This window comes from Leifsonia sp. 10L418, assembly GCF_056395445.1.
In genome coordinates, this window is sequence record NZ_JBFTJN010000003.1 from 430,453 (window position 1) to 446,890 (window position 16,438).

A 16,438-nucleotide genomic window follows, 5' to 3' on the forward strand; every position below is an offset into this window, starting at 1 on the left:
GCCACCAGGCGATCTACCGGCCCTCGGTGAGACATCCGCCGGCATCGAGAGCGAGCCACCGGGTGATTCCGAGCCGCTCCAGAAACGCGTCGTCGTGACTCACGATCAGCAGGCCGCCCCGGTAGCCGGCGAGGGCATCCACCAGCTCGTCGACGCTGTTCAGGTCAAGGCTGTTCGTCGGCTCATCCAGAATGAGCAGCTGACTCGGCGGGTCGGCCAGGAGCAGCCGGGCCAGCGCGACACGAAACCGCTCCCCGCCTGACAGTTGGCCGACCGGGCGGTCGACGGCGTCGCCGCGGAACAGAAAGCGGGCCAGGCTCGCCCGCACCTCGCCCGGCGGAGTGTTCGGCGCGGCGGCGCGCACGCTCTCCAGCACCGTGACCTGGTCGTCGAGGCTGTCCAACCGTTGCGCGAGGTAGCCGATTCTCTCGGTGAGCGCGACGCCGTAGCTCGCCGCACCCCGCTCCTCGTCGACCGGCCCGACGAGTGAATCCAGGAGTCGCGACTTTCCGACCCCATTGCCACCGGTCAACGCGACTCGCTCCGGCCCCTGAATGACGATCGAGTGCTCGGCATCGTGAAGCTCGGCGAGACGCCGGGTCGATGCAACGCCCGGGTCGGGCAGTTCGATCCGGATGCGTTTGTCGGTACGGATGCGACGGCTCTGCTCGTCGAGCGCGTCACGCGCGCTGTCGACCTTGCTGTCGGCTTCGGTGCTGAGCCGCCCGGCCGATACCTGGGCATTCGATTTGCGTTGGTTCATCAGAATCTTCGCCGCCCGCTTGTTCTCGAAGTCCGAGCGGGCATACCGGCTGCGGCGAGCAAGCTTGGTCTCGGCCTCGATGCGCTGACGCTTCTCGGTCTTCAGCACCTGTTCCGCGGAGCGGACCGCTCGCGCCGCGGCATCCTGTTCCTGCTCGAGGTGCTCACGGTAGGCCGTGTAGTTGCCGCCGGACACGGCCAGCGCACCGTTGTTGAGCTCGGCGATGTCGTCCATCAGGTCAAGCAGCGCGGTGTCGTGACTGACCACGACGAGCGCGCCCTTCCACGATCGGATCATGGCGTAGAGACGGTGTCGCGCGGCCCGGTCGAGGTTGTTCGTCGGTTCGTCGAGCAGCACGATCGGCGCGTTGGCCAGGCGCAGGCCGGCCAGCGCGGCGAGGATCGACTCGCCTCCCGAGAGTTCCCCCACCGATCGGTCAAGGTCGAACTCGCCGAGCCCGACCAGTCGCAGCGCCTCCTGGGCTCGCGTGTCGACATCCCAATCGTCACCGAGCGTCTCGAAGTGGTGGATCGCCACGTCACCGGACTCGATCGCCCGCAGCGCGTCAACGGTGTGACGGATGCCGAGCAGGTCGGCGAGCGTCGCCTCCGTGTCCAGCGTGAGATGTTGCGGCAGATAGCTGAGGTCTGTCGATGCGGTCACGGTGCCCGCGGTCGGGGTGAGTTGGCCGGTGATCAGCCTGAGCAGCGTCGACTTACCGGTGCCGTTCGCCCCGACGATTCCGGTGCGACCAGCGCCGAAGCTCGCGGAGGCATCGCGCAGGATGCCGGTGCCGTCAGGCCACGCGAAGCTCGCGTTGTTGAAAAGGACAGTCGGTTGGTGAGTCGTGAACATGAAGCTCCAGAGTTGTCAGCGGATGCGCTGACACCGGAGCCCGGAACGGGAAGATCGACGAAGTCAGCGCGCAGAAAGCGGCGGGAAATCGACGAGAATCTTCACTGGCTTCACCAAACTGTAAGGAACAAGACGTCACCTAGTCTTGCACACGCGACGTTCTACGTGTTCGCAGAGCGGAGCGACTACGTGAGCGGATTCCGTGGCTTGCGCCCGAAGATCCAGTAGGCGACCGAGCCGATCGTGTTCAGCGCACTCGCCACCCGCCACACCGCTTTGTTGCCACGCACCTCGTCATCGGTGCGCGAGGCGATGTCCCGCCAGGTCAGGATCAGCACGATCACGTGAATGATCAGGGTCGGGATGACGGCACGCTTGTCAGGTTGCTTCTCCATGCGCTTCGCCTTGAACTTGTCCATCTGCTTCGCCATCCGCTTTTCCATTTGCTTCTTGCGCTGCAACAGCTCTTTCGACGTCGGCTTCACATTCGACTTTGTATTCACGGCAGCTCCTTCGATCCGAGGAAAGCGACGCGCACACGGCGTTCGCGTCGCAAGTGTCCCCATCCTGGCACCGCGTCCGGCAACCGGTAAGACCACGACCGGTCAGATTCGGCCGAGCAGTTCGGTGCGTTTCGCCTGGAATTCTTCCTCACTCAACAGTCCCTGATCACGAAGTTCTGCGAGCCGGCGGATCTGCTCGACGGGATCGATCTGGCCCGCGCCGCCACCCGGGCGAGCCGGCGCGACGGGGTCTGTGGTTTGGGCTGATCGACCGGGGCCGGGCGGTGCGGCCCGGCGGGCGAGCGACACAATAATGAGTACTCCGCCCACCACGACGGCTCCGATCACGATCAGCACGCCAAGGATGATCAGCACGTGCCATCCCGTTAGATTCTGCACGATTGGTCCCCCGAATCCCCCGCTGGCAGCCGTATCCGGACTGCGCAGATAGAACAGAGACTACGCACCGCTCGGTTCTCGCGCGAGGAATCGGCGATGTTCGGAGCAGAGATATGAGATTTCTGCTGCTATCTTGTGATGCATGACAGCGGATGTGGGTGCACAGCTTCGGAAAGGTGTTGTCGAGTACTGCATCCTCGGCGTGCTCTCGCGCGAGGCGATGTACGGCTGGCAGCTGTCGGAAACCCTGATCGAACGCGGGCTGATCGCCAGCATCGGAACCCTCTACCCGGTACTCAGTCGCCTCCGCGCCCAGGGACTCGTCACGACGCACGACGAGCAATCCGACACCGGCCCGGTTCGCAAGTACTACCGGCTGACGGAGGCCGGAACCCAGCAACTCGACAGCTTTCGCACGCAGTGGGGCCCGTTCACCCGGACGGTCACTGAATTGGTAGGGGGAACCGACAATGACTGAGACGACGACACCGCCCGCGGTGCAGAGCTATCTGGCCCAACTCGACGCCGCACTGGTCGGAGTGGCGGATGCGACGGCGCGCGACATCCGTGACGCGATCGCCGAGGAGCTCACCGGCCTGGACGCCGCAACGGCAGCCGTGCGCATCGAACAGTTGGGCGACCCGTTCTTCATCGCCGCCGAGGCGCGCGAGGCGAGCCGCGTGCCCGCGCCCACCGAACCGGCCCGCCCTCAGACATTCGTCGCCGAGGACCGGACTGACGGCGTCGGCTACGTGCTACTCGCTTCGCTGCTCGTCGCGCTCGGCGGCATGGTGATCCCCGTGCTCGGTTGGACTGCCGGCATCGTCATGGTGTGGTTGTCGCGAGCCTGGAGCCGTGCGGAGAAGTGGGCCGCGGTGCTGATACCGGTCGGTGCGGTGCTCGTGACCGCCGCGAGCTATGCCATTGGGATAGCAATCAAGCAGAGTACCTCGGCGCAGGGCGCGTTGGAGCGAGTGCAGGGCGGCGGCGGCGGCGGATTTTACGGGCCGAAGATCGAAGACTTCACTCCGGTCATACCCGCCTGGTACGACTTCCTCTGGTCGTCGGCGTTGGTGCTCATCCTGGTCAATTTCGCCGTCGGAATCGCGTTATTGGTGCGTGCGGTGCGCCGCCGTCGGCTCAGCGAATGAACGAAGCGAGTGCCAGCACGATCGGAGTCGGCTGGCCATCCCAGGTTCCGACCAGGCTCTGCGCGGCATCCGTGACCTCGACGCCCTCACCGAGCACACGCCTGACCGACAAACGGAGTGAGCCGGCATCGATGACCGTGACGTCGCCGTGCTGCGTCACCGCCACCGTGTCGATCGGCGCGACGGTCGTGTCGGGGGCCCCACTCCCCTGCACGTGAGTCGTGCTGGGTTGGGGCCGGAGGCTGTCGCCGACCTGCACGAACTGGTCGACCTCGGTGCCACCCGCGAGAATCGCAGCGGCCAGAGCGGATGCGTAGACCGGGTCGCCGCTGGCGTCATACACCCAGCGCTTGCCCAAGACGGAGTGATCCATCGTGCTGATCAGCCACTGCTCGGCGCCGTCGAGCGGAGCACCACGGTAGGTGAGCGGAACCTGGAGCAGGTGTCCCTCGCCCGCCCTGACAATCAGCGTCTCGATTCCGACCTCCCCCTCTGGATCGTCAAAGCGGTAGGACGCAACGCGGTGAAGATCAGACACCACGAGCTGCCCGGCCCCTGACCAGTCCTGGGTCGGCAGCCAGTTGGCAAGGAGTTCAAGTTTGGAAGGCCGCAACTCGGCCTGATGCAGGATCGCCATGACTCCGATCGTAGGACATGGCAATTCCCCGAACCGCGAACCGATAGCATTAGCTCCGTTTGGGGGAACAGTCTCGAGCGACGATTGAGCGCTTGAGAGTCATTTCATGTGAAAAGGAACTTCGTGGGTCGTCGCGCAACAAAGTTGTTCAGCTCGATAGCAGCAGTCGGAATCGGGATCATCGGAGCCGGCCTCGTGGCCCAACCTGCCTCGGCGACGCCGCTCGCAAGTGATTGCGTCACCGCCTGCACCGTCACGTTCACCACGACTGGCCCCGGCCAGACCTTCACGATTCCCACCGGCATCAGCTCGTTGCATGCGACGATCGCCGGTTCGGCCGGCGCGCCCGCCTCGTTCGCCATCACCAACGATCCGACTGCCGTCGGTGGTGGCGGCGGAGTCGCATCACTCGACCTCGGCGCATCGTATGCCGGTTCAACGTTCACCTTCGGTGTCGGCGAGACTGGCGCGGGAACGTCGTTGCAGGACAGCGACAACACCCTTCTCGCAGTTGCCGGTGGCGGTGGAGGTGGCGGATATGCCGCGTATTTCCAATGGCCAGACCAGATCCTCGCTACCTACCCCGGCGGTGATGGCGCGGCGCCCGCCACCCTCGGCGTGACGGCCGGTGGCGACGGCACGGCGTTCGGAACTCTTGCGGCCAACGGAACGGGCGGAACAGCCGTCGGCGGTCAGGCCGGCACCGGCGACTCAACCGGATCAACCGACGGAACACTGACCACCATGTCCGCCGGGGTGCCGACACTCGGTGCAGGCGGAGTGGGCGGCTCCCTGACCGTCGGCGCGACCCACGTCGGCGGGGCCGGCGGCGGCGGATACACCGGTGGTGGCGGCGGTGCGATCAAGCGCAACGTACCGGGCGGGGATGTCGACGTCGATGTCGTCGCACCCGGCGGCGGCGGCTCGGCCTTCCTCGCTGGCGACCTGGCGGCATCCGCGCTGGCTCCGAACCCCAATGGTGGCTACGTGAGTTTCATCTGGGACTACACCCCCACCATCGACAACCCCCTCCCCGGCGCGACTCCCGGCACGCCGCCGGTCGTGAAGCGCGGCGCAATCATCCCCGTACGCATCGCGGGACTTCCTGCCGCTGCCCCGTTCAGCGTGCTCTTCGACGGTGAAGTCGTTGCCTCCGGCACGACGGATGCCTCCGGCACGGCGATCGCCTCCTTCACGATTCCCGAGACCCAGAGCGCGGGGACTTACACCTTCGCCCTGCGGGTCGGCACGACCACCGTTGCGGTCTCGGCACCGATCGTTGTCGAGGTTCCGAACCCTGTCGATCCCGGTACCGGCGGACCCGGCGTGACCGACCCCGACACAGACAAGCCTGTCGTCACCGACCCCGAGATTGACGTCCCGAGCGTGACCGTTCCCGCGGCCGTGGCACCGGCGAACCCGACTGCTGCTCCAGCAGGTCTGGCCTCGACCGGAACGGCCTTCGTCGGCGGGCTGGCCGTCGTCGCCGGCGTGCTCCTCGTCGCAGGGGCGGCCATCTTCTTCATCGGTCGCCGACGACGCACCGCCGCGTCGGACACCACGACGTCGGACACCGTGACGTCGCCGACCGACGAGTCGTAACCGCTCGGCCGCTGCCGGTCAACCCTTCTGCTGCGTGCGCCGCCTCTGATTCGCGATGAAGGCAATCACCCCGAGCGCGGCAAGCACCAGCGCTGCCGCGATCGGAGAGACAACGTCGAGGCCGGTTGACGCCATCGGGCCGCCCTGGCTCGCTCCCCCGCCCGGGGCTCCCGGCGTCGCGGTGGGCCTCGGAGCCGGCGTGACGCTCGGCTTCGCGGTGGGAGTGGGCGTCGCGGTAGGAGTCGTGGTGGAAGTCGGCGTCGGCGTCGGTGTCGCCGTGGGAGTGCTGGTGGAAGTCGGCGTCGGCGTCGGCGTCGGGATGACAGGTACCGGCGCCACGACGAAACGTGCGGATGCGATATCGAGGCCCACCGAGAAGACGGTCGGTGCTGCCACGGCAATACCGCGCTCCAGCCGCAGGCACTCAAGCGCAAGAGTGACGCCGGTCGACAGTGGATAGTCAGCGAGCACGACGTCGGTCGAAACAACGGCCGGTTGCGCCGGGTCAGCGATCGGCTCGGAGGCGGAGACCACAAACGCAGCACCTGAATCCGTGATCAGACTGATTCGCGCAGCATCGGTGAACCCCGTTGAGCAGGCGTCGGCTGCCGTGACGCTGGCGAAGCTGGGACTGCTCGTCGTGCTGCCGTCAGCCAGAACCCGTCCCGTTGCATCCTTCAGCGTGACAATGCCGACGCTGTTGGACGGAACGGTCGGGGCCAGCGCGAACGAAGCGACCGGTGCCGCGAGTGCGATGAACCCCGTGAGGGCGATCGAAATCGGCCGGTGGGAGGTAAGACGAGATAGCACGGGTGAGGCCCTTCTACGCGTTCTGCACCAGTCGGTGCAAACCTGTGAATCGTCTCGCACGTGGGTGTCGCGAAAGCATCTCCGCTCTGAACAGCCGATGCCTCCCGGCTACCGCGTGTTTGCTTCCCGACTTCTCTCGTCTATCTGAACTCCTTAGGCTCGCGATGCCCTGCCAGCAGAAGGAGATTTCCGATGTGCACGATCCCTCATACCCCGACTTTGAACCGGCGCCAGCTCATGCAGGCCGCTGGGGTAGTCGCGGCCGGCGTTGTGGCCGCCTCCGCCCTCTCATCTGACCGGGCTCACGCCGCAACAGCCGTCGTGCCCCACGTGGAGGCCGCCGGCTTCGACGACCCCGTCTCGCCAACCTGGCTGGTCGGTGATCACCACGTGCACACCGTCTATAGCCACGACGCCAAGTATCTGCAGAGCCAGCAGCTCGACAAAGCGCAGGAATACGGCGTCGACGTTCTCACCTTTACCGAGCACAGCAATTGGGGTCATGCCAACGGTGGCGGCGCCCTGAACTCGCACCGCGACATCACCCTCGCCCGTGCCGCCCGGCCCGACATGCTCATCTTTCAAGGACTCGAGTGGTACATCCCGGCTGCAGAGCACGCGTCGGTGATTGTTGCGCCGGGGCTGAACGAAGCGCGCATCCTGCGTCAATTCGAGCTGCTCTGGGACGGCAAGCTCAACAAGTGGGAGAAACCGGAACCCGACACCGGCCAAGCGGCAGACTGGGAGCCGAAGGCGCGGCAGGCGATTCAATGGCTGGCCGCGCAGAAGCGGGCTGGCTTCATTGACGATGTGCTCGTGCTGGCCAACCACCCGTCACGGCTCGGCTACGACTCCCCTCATGAGATGCGCGGATGGCGTGACGCCGATCCCGAGATCATGATCGGAATGGAAGGCGCACCCGGTGCACAAGCCTCGGCGTTCGGACTCAACCGCAGCCCGAACAATCAGCGTGGCGAGTACGAAAACTCACCGAGCAGGTTCTCATTCGCCGGATTCCCGGCGGAGGCGTACACGACGAGGGGCGGTTTCGATTGGGTCACCTCCGTTGTCGGCGGCATGTGGGACTCGATGCTGGCCGAAGGCAAGCCGTTCTGGATCACCACGAACAGCGACAATCACCTCACCGCCATGGACACCATGCGCGTCGGCGACTTCCCGAGCGGCAGCCCGTGGAACACCGACCAGGGCCTCGACAGCTTCACTCGGGCCGGACGCCGGGCAGACCCGATCGAAACGGGCAGCCCACAAGGAGGAAGTGACTACTGGCCCGGCCAATTCAGTCGTACACACATCGGCGCTGACGCCCGCACCTACGGCAGCGTCATGGCCGCGATGCGTGCCGGTCGCATGTGGGTCGACCACGGTCACCTGATCAATGCCCTCGACGTGCGGGTGCGCCCGGTCGGGCACGCCGGCCCCGGACGCGGCATGGGTTCGACACTCACCGTTCCACGCGGCACCGATGTGGAACTGACCATCACCATCCGCCCGACGACGACGGAGAATTTCGCGGGAATCCTGCCGAAGCTGGCCCATGTCGACATCATTCGCGGGCTTGTGACCGGGCCCGCCTCAGATCCCGATGCCATCACCACACCGGGCACACGCGTGCACGAGCAGATCGACACGACGGGCGCGACTGGGCAAATCTCCCTCACGCGCACGTTCACCAGCGTCGACTCGTCCTTCTATCTCCGGTTGCGCGGCAGCGACGGCAATCGCGGCGGTGTGGGGCCGCTGGGTGCGACAGTCGACCCGCGGGGCCCGATCGCGCACGGTGGTGGCACCGACGAGGGCAACCCGTGGATCGACACCTGGTTCTACAGCAACCCGGTGTTCATCACGGTCGTTTAGACGTCGGCAGACGAGGGCAGCCGTTCGGCCAACCTCACATTGTGATGACGACTTTGCCGCCAACTCGACCCGCCTGCATGTGCTCGATCGCTGCGGCCGTCTCGCTGAGCGGATAAGTGCGGTCGATCGCCGGCGTGATCGCCCCCGCCTCCAACATCCCCGCAAGCTCCTGAAGATCTGCGCGATTCTCGGAGGCGATGAAGCTCACCAGTCGCTGGCTGATCCAGGGCGACAACACCACGGCCTGCAGCTGGCGTTCGGTTCCGCCGAGCCACCGGCCGCCCGTTTCGGCGCCCACGATCACCACGGTTCCGGTCGGCGTGAGCGCCTTCCGGAGCAGGGACAGCGGCCGATTTCCGCCGGTGTCGAGAATGACGTCGTAGCGCTCACCGTCGTCGGTCATCCCGGAGTTGATCCCGGAGGTGATGTCAGCACGGGTGTAGTCGATGACGCGATCGGCCCCGAGCGACGTCACGAGCTCGACCTTGCCCGTGCTGCAGACCCCGGTGACATCCGCGCCCCGAGCCTTCGCGATTTGCACCGCGAAACTCCCCACCCCGCCGCCGGCGCCGATGATCAGCACCTTCTGACCGGCCTGAACCCGACCGTGATCGCGCACCGCCTGGAGCGCGGTCAGCGCCGAGATCGGCACGGCCGCCGCCTGCACCATCGTCAGATTCTTCGGCTTCGGCACGAGGAGATCGGCCCGGCACGACGCAAACTCGGCGAACGCTCCCTCGCCGATCCCGAAAACCTCATCGCCCGGCTTCACCGTGTTCACCCGGTTTCCCACGGACTCGACGACACCCGCCAGCTCGCGACCCCGAACCCCGGTTTTCGGTGACCTGATCCCGTAACCCGCGAGCCGCACCGGATAGGGCAAGCCCGCCATCAGGTGCCAGGCGCCGCGGTCGACCCCGGCGGCATTCACCCGCACGATGACCTCCTCATCGCTCGGTGTCGGCCGCTCGATCTGCAGAAGGTTCAGCACATCACGCGCCTCGCCGTACTCGTGCTGCACCATCGCCGACATGCGCTGGTCCCCCGGGCTCACACGTGTCGACGCAGCCTGTTGCTTGGTGTCGTTCATGATCATCCTTCGTTCACCGATTCCGAAACTTACGTTGTAAGTAAAGGTAGGCTTACGCTGTAAGTCTTGTCAAGGGGAATGCAGAGCGAAAGTACGAGCATCGTGACGAAATCCACCACAGAATCCCGCCGCCGCCTCGATCGCGCACGGGTGGTGACGGCCGGAATGACGGTGGCGGATGCCGGCGGTCTCGACGTGCTGACGATGCGCAAGGTCGGCGAGGCGCTCGGCGTTGAAGCGATGTCGCTCTACAACCACGTGGCGAACAAGGAAGACCTCCTCGACGCAATGATCGATGTCGTCTATGGAGAGATCGAGCTTCCGATCGTCGGCTCCGAGTGGAAGAGCGCGATTCGCCGCCGGTCGGTGTCGGTCAACGAGGCACTGCGGCGGCATCCCTGGGCGACTCCGTTGATGGAGTCCCGCCAATCCCCCGGCCCGGCCAACCTCCGCCACCACGACTCGGTGCTCGGCACGCTGCGCGTCGGCGGGTTTCCCCTGCTCCTCGCCGCGCACGCCTATTCGACGATCGACAGCTATCTCTATGGCTTTGCCCTCCAAGCCAAGAATCTGCCGTTCGACACATTCGAGGAGACCGAAGCGGTGATGGAGATGATGATGGCGCAGATGCCAGTCGACCAGTATCCGCACCTCGCGGAGATTGCCAGTGAGCTGGTGATGCAGCCGGGCTATTCCTACAACAACGAGTTCGAGTTCGGTCTCGACCTCGTTCTCGACGCGCTGGAGCGTCAGCTCAACTCCGATGCAGCCAGGGACGCAGCATCCGCGTGATGAACGGAAGCACCCAGTAGGTCATGACCGGCGTGAGCACGAGTGTTGATACCAGCACCGTGAAGAGCGGCCAGAAGCTGCGCCACCCGGGGACCACTGCGACGGCGAACAGGGTGAAGGCCAGGTTGACCGGGTAGAAGCCGAGACCGATGATCACCGCTTGCTTCCACCGCGGCGGCGCGGTGGGCACTGGCGCTTCGGTCTCCTCGCGCTGCGGCGAGTCGAACCACCCCTCAATGCCGGTCCGTTTGTCGACGCGAGCCACCTCAACCAACTCACGGCCGTCAAACAGCCAGTCGGCACGGTCGTCCGAGGCCTCCCAGTCGTCAAGCAGTGCCACATCGCTGAACCGATAGAGCAGATGCCACTCGTGCGAGTCGGCCGAGGCTCGCACCCAGCCGGAGCCGAGGAATCCCGGATAGCTGCTCGCCAGGTTCACGCCCTCCTGCACCCAGCGGGTCGCCTCGGCGATGTTTGTCGGGTCGACCAACCGTGTGATCGACACAGTGACGGGCAGGCCGCCGCCGTGGGATGCTCCGGTCTCGTCGCCCGAGCGTTCGTCAGCGTTCATCCTTCAAGTATTGCCGGAGTGCCGAGCCGATATGCCGCGCTGGGGCGCGCCGCGGCCGCCGACTAGCGCTCGTCGGCCACCCGGATGACCACGTTCCCGATCTTCACCCCGGACTCGACGTATTGATAGGCCAGGGCAATCTCGTCGAGGGAGAAGCTCCGGTCGATGACCGGTTTGAACGCGCCGATCTCCATCAGCCCCTTGAGAAAAATCACGTCGTCTCTCGTGTCTTTCGGGATGGGAAAGAGCACCTTTTTGCCACTGAACATGGCGGTTCCGATGGCGAGTAGCGGGTTCTGCCATCCGCGGCCCAGCTCGGTCGACACGTAGACGCCGCGCGGGTTCAGCAGCGTCTTGCACGCGCTGAACGAACTCTTTCCGACGGTATCGAGAACCGCGTCGAACCGGTCGTCGAGCCGGGTGAAATCCTCCCGGGTGTAGTCGACGACGCGGTCGGCGCCGAGGGAGGCGACGAGCGCGAGGCTCTTCGTGTCGCAAACCGCGGTCACTCGCGCGCCGAGATGCTTCACGAGTTGCACCGCCGACGACCCGATCGCGCCGGTTGCACCATAGATGAGCACGTTCTGCCCAGCGAAGATTCCTGCCGAGCGAATGATGTTCAAGGCGTAGTGGGCGCCCTCCGTGCTGGGAACGACCTCGGCGTAGGTCATCCCCGCGGGGATGAGCGCCACCATCCCTGTGACGCGGGCCGTCTTGTACTCGGCCTGGCCGCCAAAACCGTATCCGTCATAACCGAAGACATCTTGACCGACCGAAAACGTGGTGACGCCGTCGCCCACCGCTTCGACCCGGCCGGCGAATTCATTGCCGAGGGTCTGCGCCTTCGGCTTGCCGACGCCGCTGAACAGTCTGACGAGAAGTGGATTTCCCCGCAGGAATCCGCAATCGGTGCGATTGACGGATGCGGCGAACACCTTGATCAGAATCTCACCGGGCAACGCGCGCGGTTTGGCGACGTGCTCGATGCTCAGAACCTCGGGTCCGCCGTACTTCGTATGAACTGCAGCGCGCATGCGCACAATCTAACAGGGGATCCCCGTGCAGGCGGCACGTTCATTTCAGTCTGTGCACTTCGCCTCACCCATTTGGTGTGATGCTCACGTTTCGGCCAATCCGTAGCCTGAGTGCGCCGTCGGCCGAAGCTCGTCGGGCTCAGGTAGTGGCGAACCTAGTGGAGGACCCTGGCATGACGACTCTCACCGACCCGAAGCAGCGGACCAAAGCAGTCACGACCGAATCGAGGGCGTTGACGGCGGGCGCGATCGCGTTCGTGGTGACGGCGTTGATTGGGCTGGTGGCGTTCGCCGGCCACGACGCCCCGCTCGCGGGGCCGGGATCCGTCGGCCAGCTGGCCGCCTTGACCGGCGCCGCGTGCACACTGGTCGTTTTCGTGATCTCCTACACACTCGCCACCCGCACACCGTCGATGGTCTGGCTGCGTGGTTCCCACCTGCCGAAGCAGATCCTCGATGTGGCGGCGCTCGCGTTCGCGCACGCCGCCCTCGCGCTGCTCACGATCCTGGTCAGCTTCTGGGTCATCCAACGTGGCTTCACCGATGCCGTGCTGTACTTCGTTCCCGCCGCATTGTTCGCCGCCGCCATCGTCGCAGGCACGATCTACTTCGTCTATCTCTCCGCAGCCCGCATGGACATGTTCCGCCTCTCCACCCTTCTCGCGGTCTTCCTTGTCGCGGGTGGCCTCACGAGCATGCTCACCGCCCAAGACCCGCATTGGTGGCAGGAGAACGTCAGCACACTCGGCATCGACGACGACTTTTCCTCGGCGGCCTTCAACGTGACGCTCGTCGTGACCGGGATCATCCTGACCACGCTCGCCAACTACATGACCACGGAACTCGAGCTGACAGCCGTTGCGGCAGGTCGCCCGACTCGCGGTCCGCGGGTCGTGAAATGGTCGCTGGTGCTGATCGGATTGTTCCTCGCCTGCGTCGGGATCTTCCCCACCGACGAGTTCCACACCATTCACAACACCGTCGCGATCGGAATGGCGCTGATCTACGTCTACCTCGTCATCGCCGTTCGGAGCCTGATCCCCAGTCTTCCGCGAACCTTCCTCGCCCTCGGCTATCTGTTCATCGCCGTGATCGGGGTTGCCGCAGTGCTGTACGGCATCGGCTACTACAACCTGACGGCGGTCGAGCTGATCGCCGCCGTGCTGATCTTCACCTGGGTGATCGTACTCATCCGCAACACCGCTGCGGTCAGTCAGGATGACCGCACCGAGGCGCACGCGCAGCTCGACCATGCGGCCGGACTCGGGTCGGAATCTGCTGTCGCGGTGGCGCCGAATTTTCCGGGTTAGGCGCCGCAGCGTTCGAGAGGCCCAGCGAATCGCCCCGCAGTCACAGGCTCACCGGTTCATCGGCCGACCGGTTCATCAGCCGACCGGTTGACGGCTGTCAGAAGCTCGGTGCCGAGCTCGGCCGGCCGGGTGAACTGCGGCCAGTGACCGGTCGGCAGGTCGACGTACTCGACGTCGTGGATGCGCGCGAGCTCGGCCACATACGGATGCGCGCCCTGAATCCACTCACGAATCTGCGCCGACGGAAACTCGCACGCGATGATCGTGGTCGGCACGTCGAAGCGGCGCTCGTCGTTCAGCGGCTGCTGCGTGTCGTAGGCGACGCCACGCGGCTCGGGAATCGCCCTGGCCCGGAATTCGGCCCGCAGCTCGTCGGTCAGATCGGTGAGGTCGGCGTCGTCGAAGGTCTCCCACGACGGCAGCGGCACCTCGTCTTCGGTGGCCGGAAGCTCGCTGTTGATGACGCCGCCCGGGGCGAGCGGGCCGCTATCGACGTAGATCGCGCGGGCGACCCGGTCGGGACGCGCGTCAGTTGCGCCGTAGATGATGGCGCCGCCGCCGGAATGGCCGACGAGCACGACGGGGCCGACAAGAGCGTCGATCGCCTTCACGACGGCATCGATGTGATCCTGCAAGCCGATGCCGGCCCGCGAGGCTTCGAGAGACTCTTTGCCGGGCAGGGTCAGCGGGTGCACGCGATGGCCGGCCGCGACGAGCGGCGGCGACACCTCTGACCAGGACGACGCATCCAACCAGAATCCGGGTACCAAAATGATGTCCATGCGGGCACGCTACACCGCCCCTCCGACATGGTGGCGTTGGCCGGCGCGTGCGCCGAACATCCACAGGTCGCTGTGTCAGGAGTACGCTGCGCACGCAGACGGGAGAGAAAATGTTCATGAAATATGTGTTGATTCCGGGTGCCGGTGGGTCGGCTTGGTACTGGAGTCGTGTACTTCCGCACCTCCGCACCGCCGGGCATGACGTCGTCGCGGTCGATCTCCCCGGTGACGACGAGTCGGCCGGGCTCGCCGAGTACGCCGCACTGGTCGAGCGGGCCATCGGTCACAGCAAGCACGTGGTGCTCGTCGCGCAGTCGCTCGGAGGGTTCACCGCGCCACTCGCCGCGGCCCACCCGGCGGTTCAGGAGCTCATTCTGGTGAATCCGATGATCCCGGTTCCCGGCGAAACTCCAGGCGAGTGGTGGGAGGACACCGGGTGGGAGGAGGCGCGGGTGCAGGCCGCCCTCGACGGTGGATACAGCACCGACTTCGACAACGACACCTATTTTCTTCATGACATTTCACCCGATGTGGCGGCCGAGGGCGAGCCGTACCAACGGCCGGAGGCCAGCGCCGCATTCGACTCACCGTGTGACTTCGTCGAATGGCCGGAGATCGCGGTGCGGGTGCTGGCCGGACGGCACGACCGGTTCTTCCCGCTCGAGTTTCAACGTCAGGTCGCGATTGATCGACTCGGCATCGAACCGGATGTCGTGGCCGGCGGTCACCTGGTCGCACTCGCGAACCCGCGGGGCGTGGCCGACTACCTGCTCGGCTAGCTCTGGGGGCGCCTAGGCCGACTGTTCATTTTCTACGTCGTCTGGATGCAGTTGAGCCCACCAGAACCGCACTTCTTCGTAGAAGCGGTCGGCAATCAGTTCTGCTGGATCATTCGCCGTGACCCCGAATCCGTAGGCGGGGTTGTTCTCCACCGGAATGATCTTTCCGCCGACAACAGCCATCGGACGAGCGGTCCAGCCGACCTCACCTGGCACCGCATCGAGGTAGACATCCGTGGCCACGCGCACCCGAATGAACGTTGGTGAATCGGGATCCCCGTTGTCAAACTCGGCGGTCACATCCGCCTCCGGCCAATGCTGGCGAAGACGATCGATGATGCCGCCGGTCAGCGACCCTTCATAGCTGTGAGACATAGCAAACTGTTCTTTCAGATCGGGCGTGGTCGGGAGGAAACGAGGAACCGCGATCGTGACGGCGAGCACGATTGACAGCACCGCCGCGACCTGCCCGGCGATGAGCGGTCCCCTGACTCGCCAGAGAAGCGGGAGCCCACCTCGGCGGAAGTGCCGGTGGAGGTTCCAGTGCGCAACCGACGTCCAGGCGAGGCCGAGCAGTGCAAGAGGAAGAGCGAAGTAGGGAATCCACGCGGTTGCGAGGGCGATGAGGCTGATGATCAAACCAGGTTTGCCGCGCGCCGCCCTTCGGCCGAATCGCGCGGCCTCACTGTTTTTCGGCAGCGGGATGACGTAGTCGCCTGCGTGCTGGGAGACGCCGAAGGTGCTCGGATTTCCCGTGACGAAGGGGCCGACGCGTGCCACCGGCGGAGGTCCGACGTCGCGCGGCCGCCGGGTCGGGAGGAGTTCTGGCGTCAGGTCGGGTGTTCCGAGGAGCCAGATCGAACTCTCCACCGGAAAGACTTCGAGCGCGGCCACCCACTGCGCGTAGAACGCACGCAGCGTCTTCTCCGATGCTGCGACCTGGTTGGCCATCGCGTTGTCGATGACGAACCCGATCTCTCGCCGCCCCCAATAGGTTTGCCAGGCTACGACGAATTCGTCGTAGGTCACACTGCGCATTCATCCCCCTCGCGGCGGCTCGCGTTCAGGATCCACCGTCGCGTGGCCAGGCTATCGCCGGTCATCGGGTTACGAATCCCCCCGAACTGGGCCCCGGTCGTTCTTGCTCCGCGACTCCCGTCGCCCAAACGCCCAGCCGGCCGCGAATGCCAGCAGCAGCATCCCGAGACTACCGATGACAGTTGCGGTCTGCTGCAGCGGGGTCAGAAAGGTCCCGGACGGCACGAAGGTCGTCTCACTGAGCGGTTGGTAGGCGAACCAGCCGATCGTTGGCGGGCTGACCGGCAGGAAGAAAAGCACGAGGCCAACCAGCACAGCCACGATCCCCACGGCAAGCAGGCCGAAATGGGCCGCCCTGGAGCGACGCGTGCGGGGACCTGGCGCCTGACTCGCTGACTGCTCGCTCATGCAGCCAGACTAGTGCGGCGCTCTCCCCGCTCTGGGCAG

The 16,438-nt window shown here is 65.5% G+C and carries 18 protein-coding genes; 7 read left to right on the forward strand and 11 right to left on the reverse strand.

Going from position 1 to position 16,438, the window contains the following annotated elements:
- Window positions 1–13 precede the first annotated feature (13 nt).
- The 3 genes from AC1DCF_RS09965 to AC1DCF_RS09975 all read right to left on the reverse strand — a co-directional run bounded on the left by AC1DCF_RS09965 (window position 14) and on the right by AC1DCF_RS09975 (window position 2,520).
- Complete coding sequence (locus AC1DCF_RS09965; protein WP_477210857.1) at window positions 14–1,618, reverse strand: ABC-F family ATP-binding cassette domain-containing protein; 1,605 nt, start codon at window positions 1,616–1,618, stop codon at window positions 14–16.
- 185 nt (window positions 1,619–1,803) lie between these two features.
- The gene (locus AC1DCF_RS09970) at window positions 1,804–2,121 is read right to left on the reverse strand and encodes a PLD nuclease N-terminal domain-containing protein (protein WP_441789090.1); all 318 of its coding nucleotides are present in this window, start codon (window positions 2,119–2,121) and stop codon (window positions 1,804–1,806) included.
- Window positions 2,122–2,223: 102 nt separating this feature from the next.
- A complete protein-coding gene (locus tag AC1DCF_RS09975) occupies window positions 2,224–2,520 on the reverse strand; it encodes an SHOCT domain-containing protein (protein WP_477210858.1) in 297 nt (98 codons plus the stop codon).
- 142 nt (window positions 2,521–2,662) lie between these two features.
- On the opposite strand from AC1DCF_RS09975, the gene AC1DCF_RS09980 reads away from it, so the two are divergent.
- Together AC1DCF_RS09980 and AC1DCF_RS09985 are read left to right on the forward strand one after the other, a co-directional pair.
- Window positions 2,663–2,998, forward strand: a complete 336-nt coding sequence (locus tag AC1DCF_RS09980; protein WP_441789092.1) for a PadR family transcriptional regulator — start codon at window positions 2,663–2,665, stop codon at window positions 2,996–2,998.
- Window positions 2,991–3,671, forward strand: coding sequence for a hypothetical protein (locus tag AC1DCF_RS09985; protein WP_477210859.1), 681 nt, complete (start codon window positions 2,991–2,993; stop codon window positions 3,669–3,671). The genes AC1DCF_RS09980 and AC1DCF_RS09985 overlap by 8 nt, the downstream gene beginning before the upstream one ends.
- Here AC1DCF_RS09985 and AC1DCF_RS09990 read toward each other — a convergent pair.
- Window positions 3,661–4,308: a CG0192-related protein gene (locus tag AC1DCF_RS09990; protein WP_477210860.1), complete on the reverse strand. Its 648-nt coding sequence runs from the start codon at window positions 4,306–4,308 to the stop codon at window positions 3,661–3,663. The two genes, AC1DCF_RS09985 and AC1DCF_RS09990, sit on opposite strands and share 11 nt — an antisense overlap.
- 123 nt (window positions 4,309–4,431) lie before the next feature.
- Between AC1DCF_RS09990 and AC1DCF_RS09995 the strand changes: the two genes are divergently transcribed.
- Window positions 4,432–5,910: a hypothetical protein gene (locus AC1DCF_RS09995; protein ID WP_477210861.1), complete on the forward strand. Its 1,479-nt coding sequence runs from the start codon at window positions 4,432–4,434 to the stop codon at window positions 5,908–5,910.
- 18 nt (window positions 5,911–5,928) lie between these two features.
- Here the strand turns inward: AC1DCF_RS09995 and AC1DCF_RS10000 are convergent, their stop codons facing one another.
- A complete protein-coding gene (locus AC1DCF_RS10000; RefSeq protein WP_477210862.1) occupies window positions 5,929–6,720 on the reverse strand; it encodes a hypothetical protein in 792 nt (263 codons plus the stop codon).
- Between the two features lie 192 nt (window positions 6,721–6,912).
- Here AC1DCF_RS10000 and AC1DCF_RS10005 point away from each other — a divergent pair, with 192 nt between their 5' ends.
- The gene (locus AC1DCF_RS10005; RefSeq protein WP_477210863.1) at window positions 6,913–8,595 is read left to right on the forward strand and encodes a histidinol-phosphatase; all 1,683 of its coding nucleotides are present in this window, start codon (window positions 6,913–6,915) and stop codon (window positions 8,593–8,595) included.
- A gap of 34 nt (window positions 8,596–8,629) precedes the next feature.
- Here AC1DCF_RS10005 and AC1DCF_RS10010 read toward each other — a convergent pair whose 3' ends face one another.
- Window positions 8,630–9,685 carry an NAD(P)-dependent alcohol dehydrogenase gene (locus tag AC1DCF_RS10010; RefSeq protein ID WP_477210864.1) on the reverse strand — a complete coding sequence of 352 codons (1,056 nt, stop codon included), beginning with the start codon at window positions 9,683–9,685 and terminating at the stop codon, window positions 8,630–8,632.
- Between the two features lie 102 nt (window positions 9,686–9,787).
- On the opposite strand from AC1DCF_RS10010, the gene AC1DCF_RS10015 reads away from it, so the two are divergent.
- Window positions 9,788–10,477: a TetR/AcrR family transcriptional regulator gene (locus AC1DCF_RS10015; RefSeq protein ID WP_477210865.1), complete on the forward strand. Its 690-nt coding sequence runs from the start codon at window positions 9,788–9,790 to the stop codon at window positions 10,475–10,477.
- On the opposite strand, the gene AC1DCF_RS10020 is transcribed toward AC1DCF_RS10015, so the two are convergent.
- Window positions 10,440–11,048 (reverse strand): antibiotic biosynthesis monooxygenase, encoded by a 609-nt coding sequence (locus tag AC1DCF_RS10020; RefSeq protein ID WP_477210866.1) that lies wholly within the window; start codon window positions 11,046–11,048, stop codon window positions 10,440–10,442. The genes AC1DCF_RS10015 and AC1DCF_RS10020 overlap by 38 nt on opposite strands.
- 62 nt (window positions 11,049–11,110) lie before the next feature.
- Window positions 11,111–12,082, reverse strand: coding sequence for an NAD(P)-dependent alcohol dehydrogenase (locus AC1DCF_RS10025; RefSeq protein ID WP_477210867.1), 972 nt, complete (start codon window positions 12,080–12,082; stop codon window positions 11,111–11,113).
- Window positions 12,083–12,255: 173 nt separating this feature from the next.
- Between AC1DCF_RS10025 and AC1DCF_RS10030 the strand changes: the two genes are divergently transcribed.
- The gene (locus tag AC1DCF_RS10030; RefSeq protein WP_477210868.1) at window positions 12,256–13,392 is read left to right on the forward strand and encodes a DUF998 domain-containing protein; all 1,137 of its coding nucleotides are present in this window, start codon (window positions 12,256–12,258) and stop codon (window positions 13,390–13,392) included.
- A 56-nt stretch (window positions 13,393–13,448) separates the two neighbouring features.
- Here AC1DCF_RS10030 and AC1DCF_RS10035 read toward each other — a convergent pair whose 3' ends face one another.
- Window positions 13,449–14,174, reverse strand: coding sequence for an alpha/beta fold hydrolase (locus AC1DCF_RS10035; RefSeq protein ID WP_477210869.1), 726 nt, complete (start codon window positions 14,172–14,174; stop codon window positions 13,449–13,451).
- Window positions 14,175–14,290: 116 nt separating this feature from the next.
- Here AC1DCF_RS10035 and AC1DCF_RS10040 point away from each other — a divergent pair, with 116 nt between their 5' ends.
- Window positions 14,291–14,953 (forward strand): alpha/beta fold hydrolase, encoded by a 663-nt coding sequence (locus tag AC1DCF_RS10040; protein ID WP_441789104.1) that lies wholly within the window; start codon window positions 14,291–14,293, stop codon window positions 14,951–14,953.
- 12 nt (window positions 14,954–14,965) lie between these two features.
- Here AC1DCF_RS10040 and AC1DCF_RS10045 read toward each other — a convergent pair whose 3' ends face one another.
- Together AC1DCF_RS10045 and AC1DCF_RS10050 are read right to left on the reverse strand one after the other, a co-directional pair.
- Window positions 14,966–15,991 carry a hypothetical protein gene (locus tag AC1DCF_RS10045; RefSeq protein ID WP_477210870.1) on the reverse strand — a complete coding sequence of 342 codons (1,026 nt, stop codon included), beginning with the start codon at window positions 15,989–15,991 and terminating at the stop codon, window positions 14,966–14,968.
- 69 nt (window positions 15,992–16,060) lie between these two features.
- On the reverse strand, window positions 16,061–16,399 hold the full coding sequence (locus AC1DCF_RS10050; protein WP_477210871.1) for a hypothetical protein: 339 nt from the start codon (window positions 16,397–16,399) through the stop codon (window positions 16,061–16,063).
- Window positions 16,400–16,438: the final 39 nt, after the last annotated feature.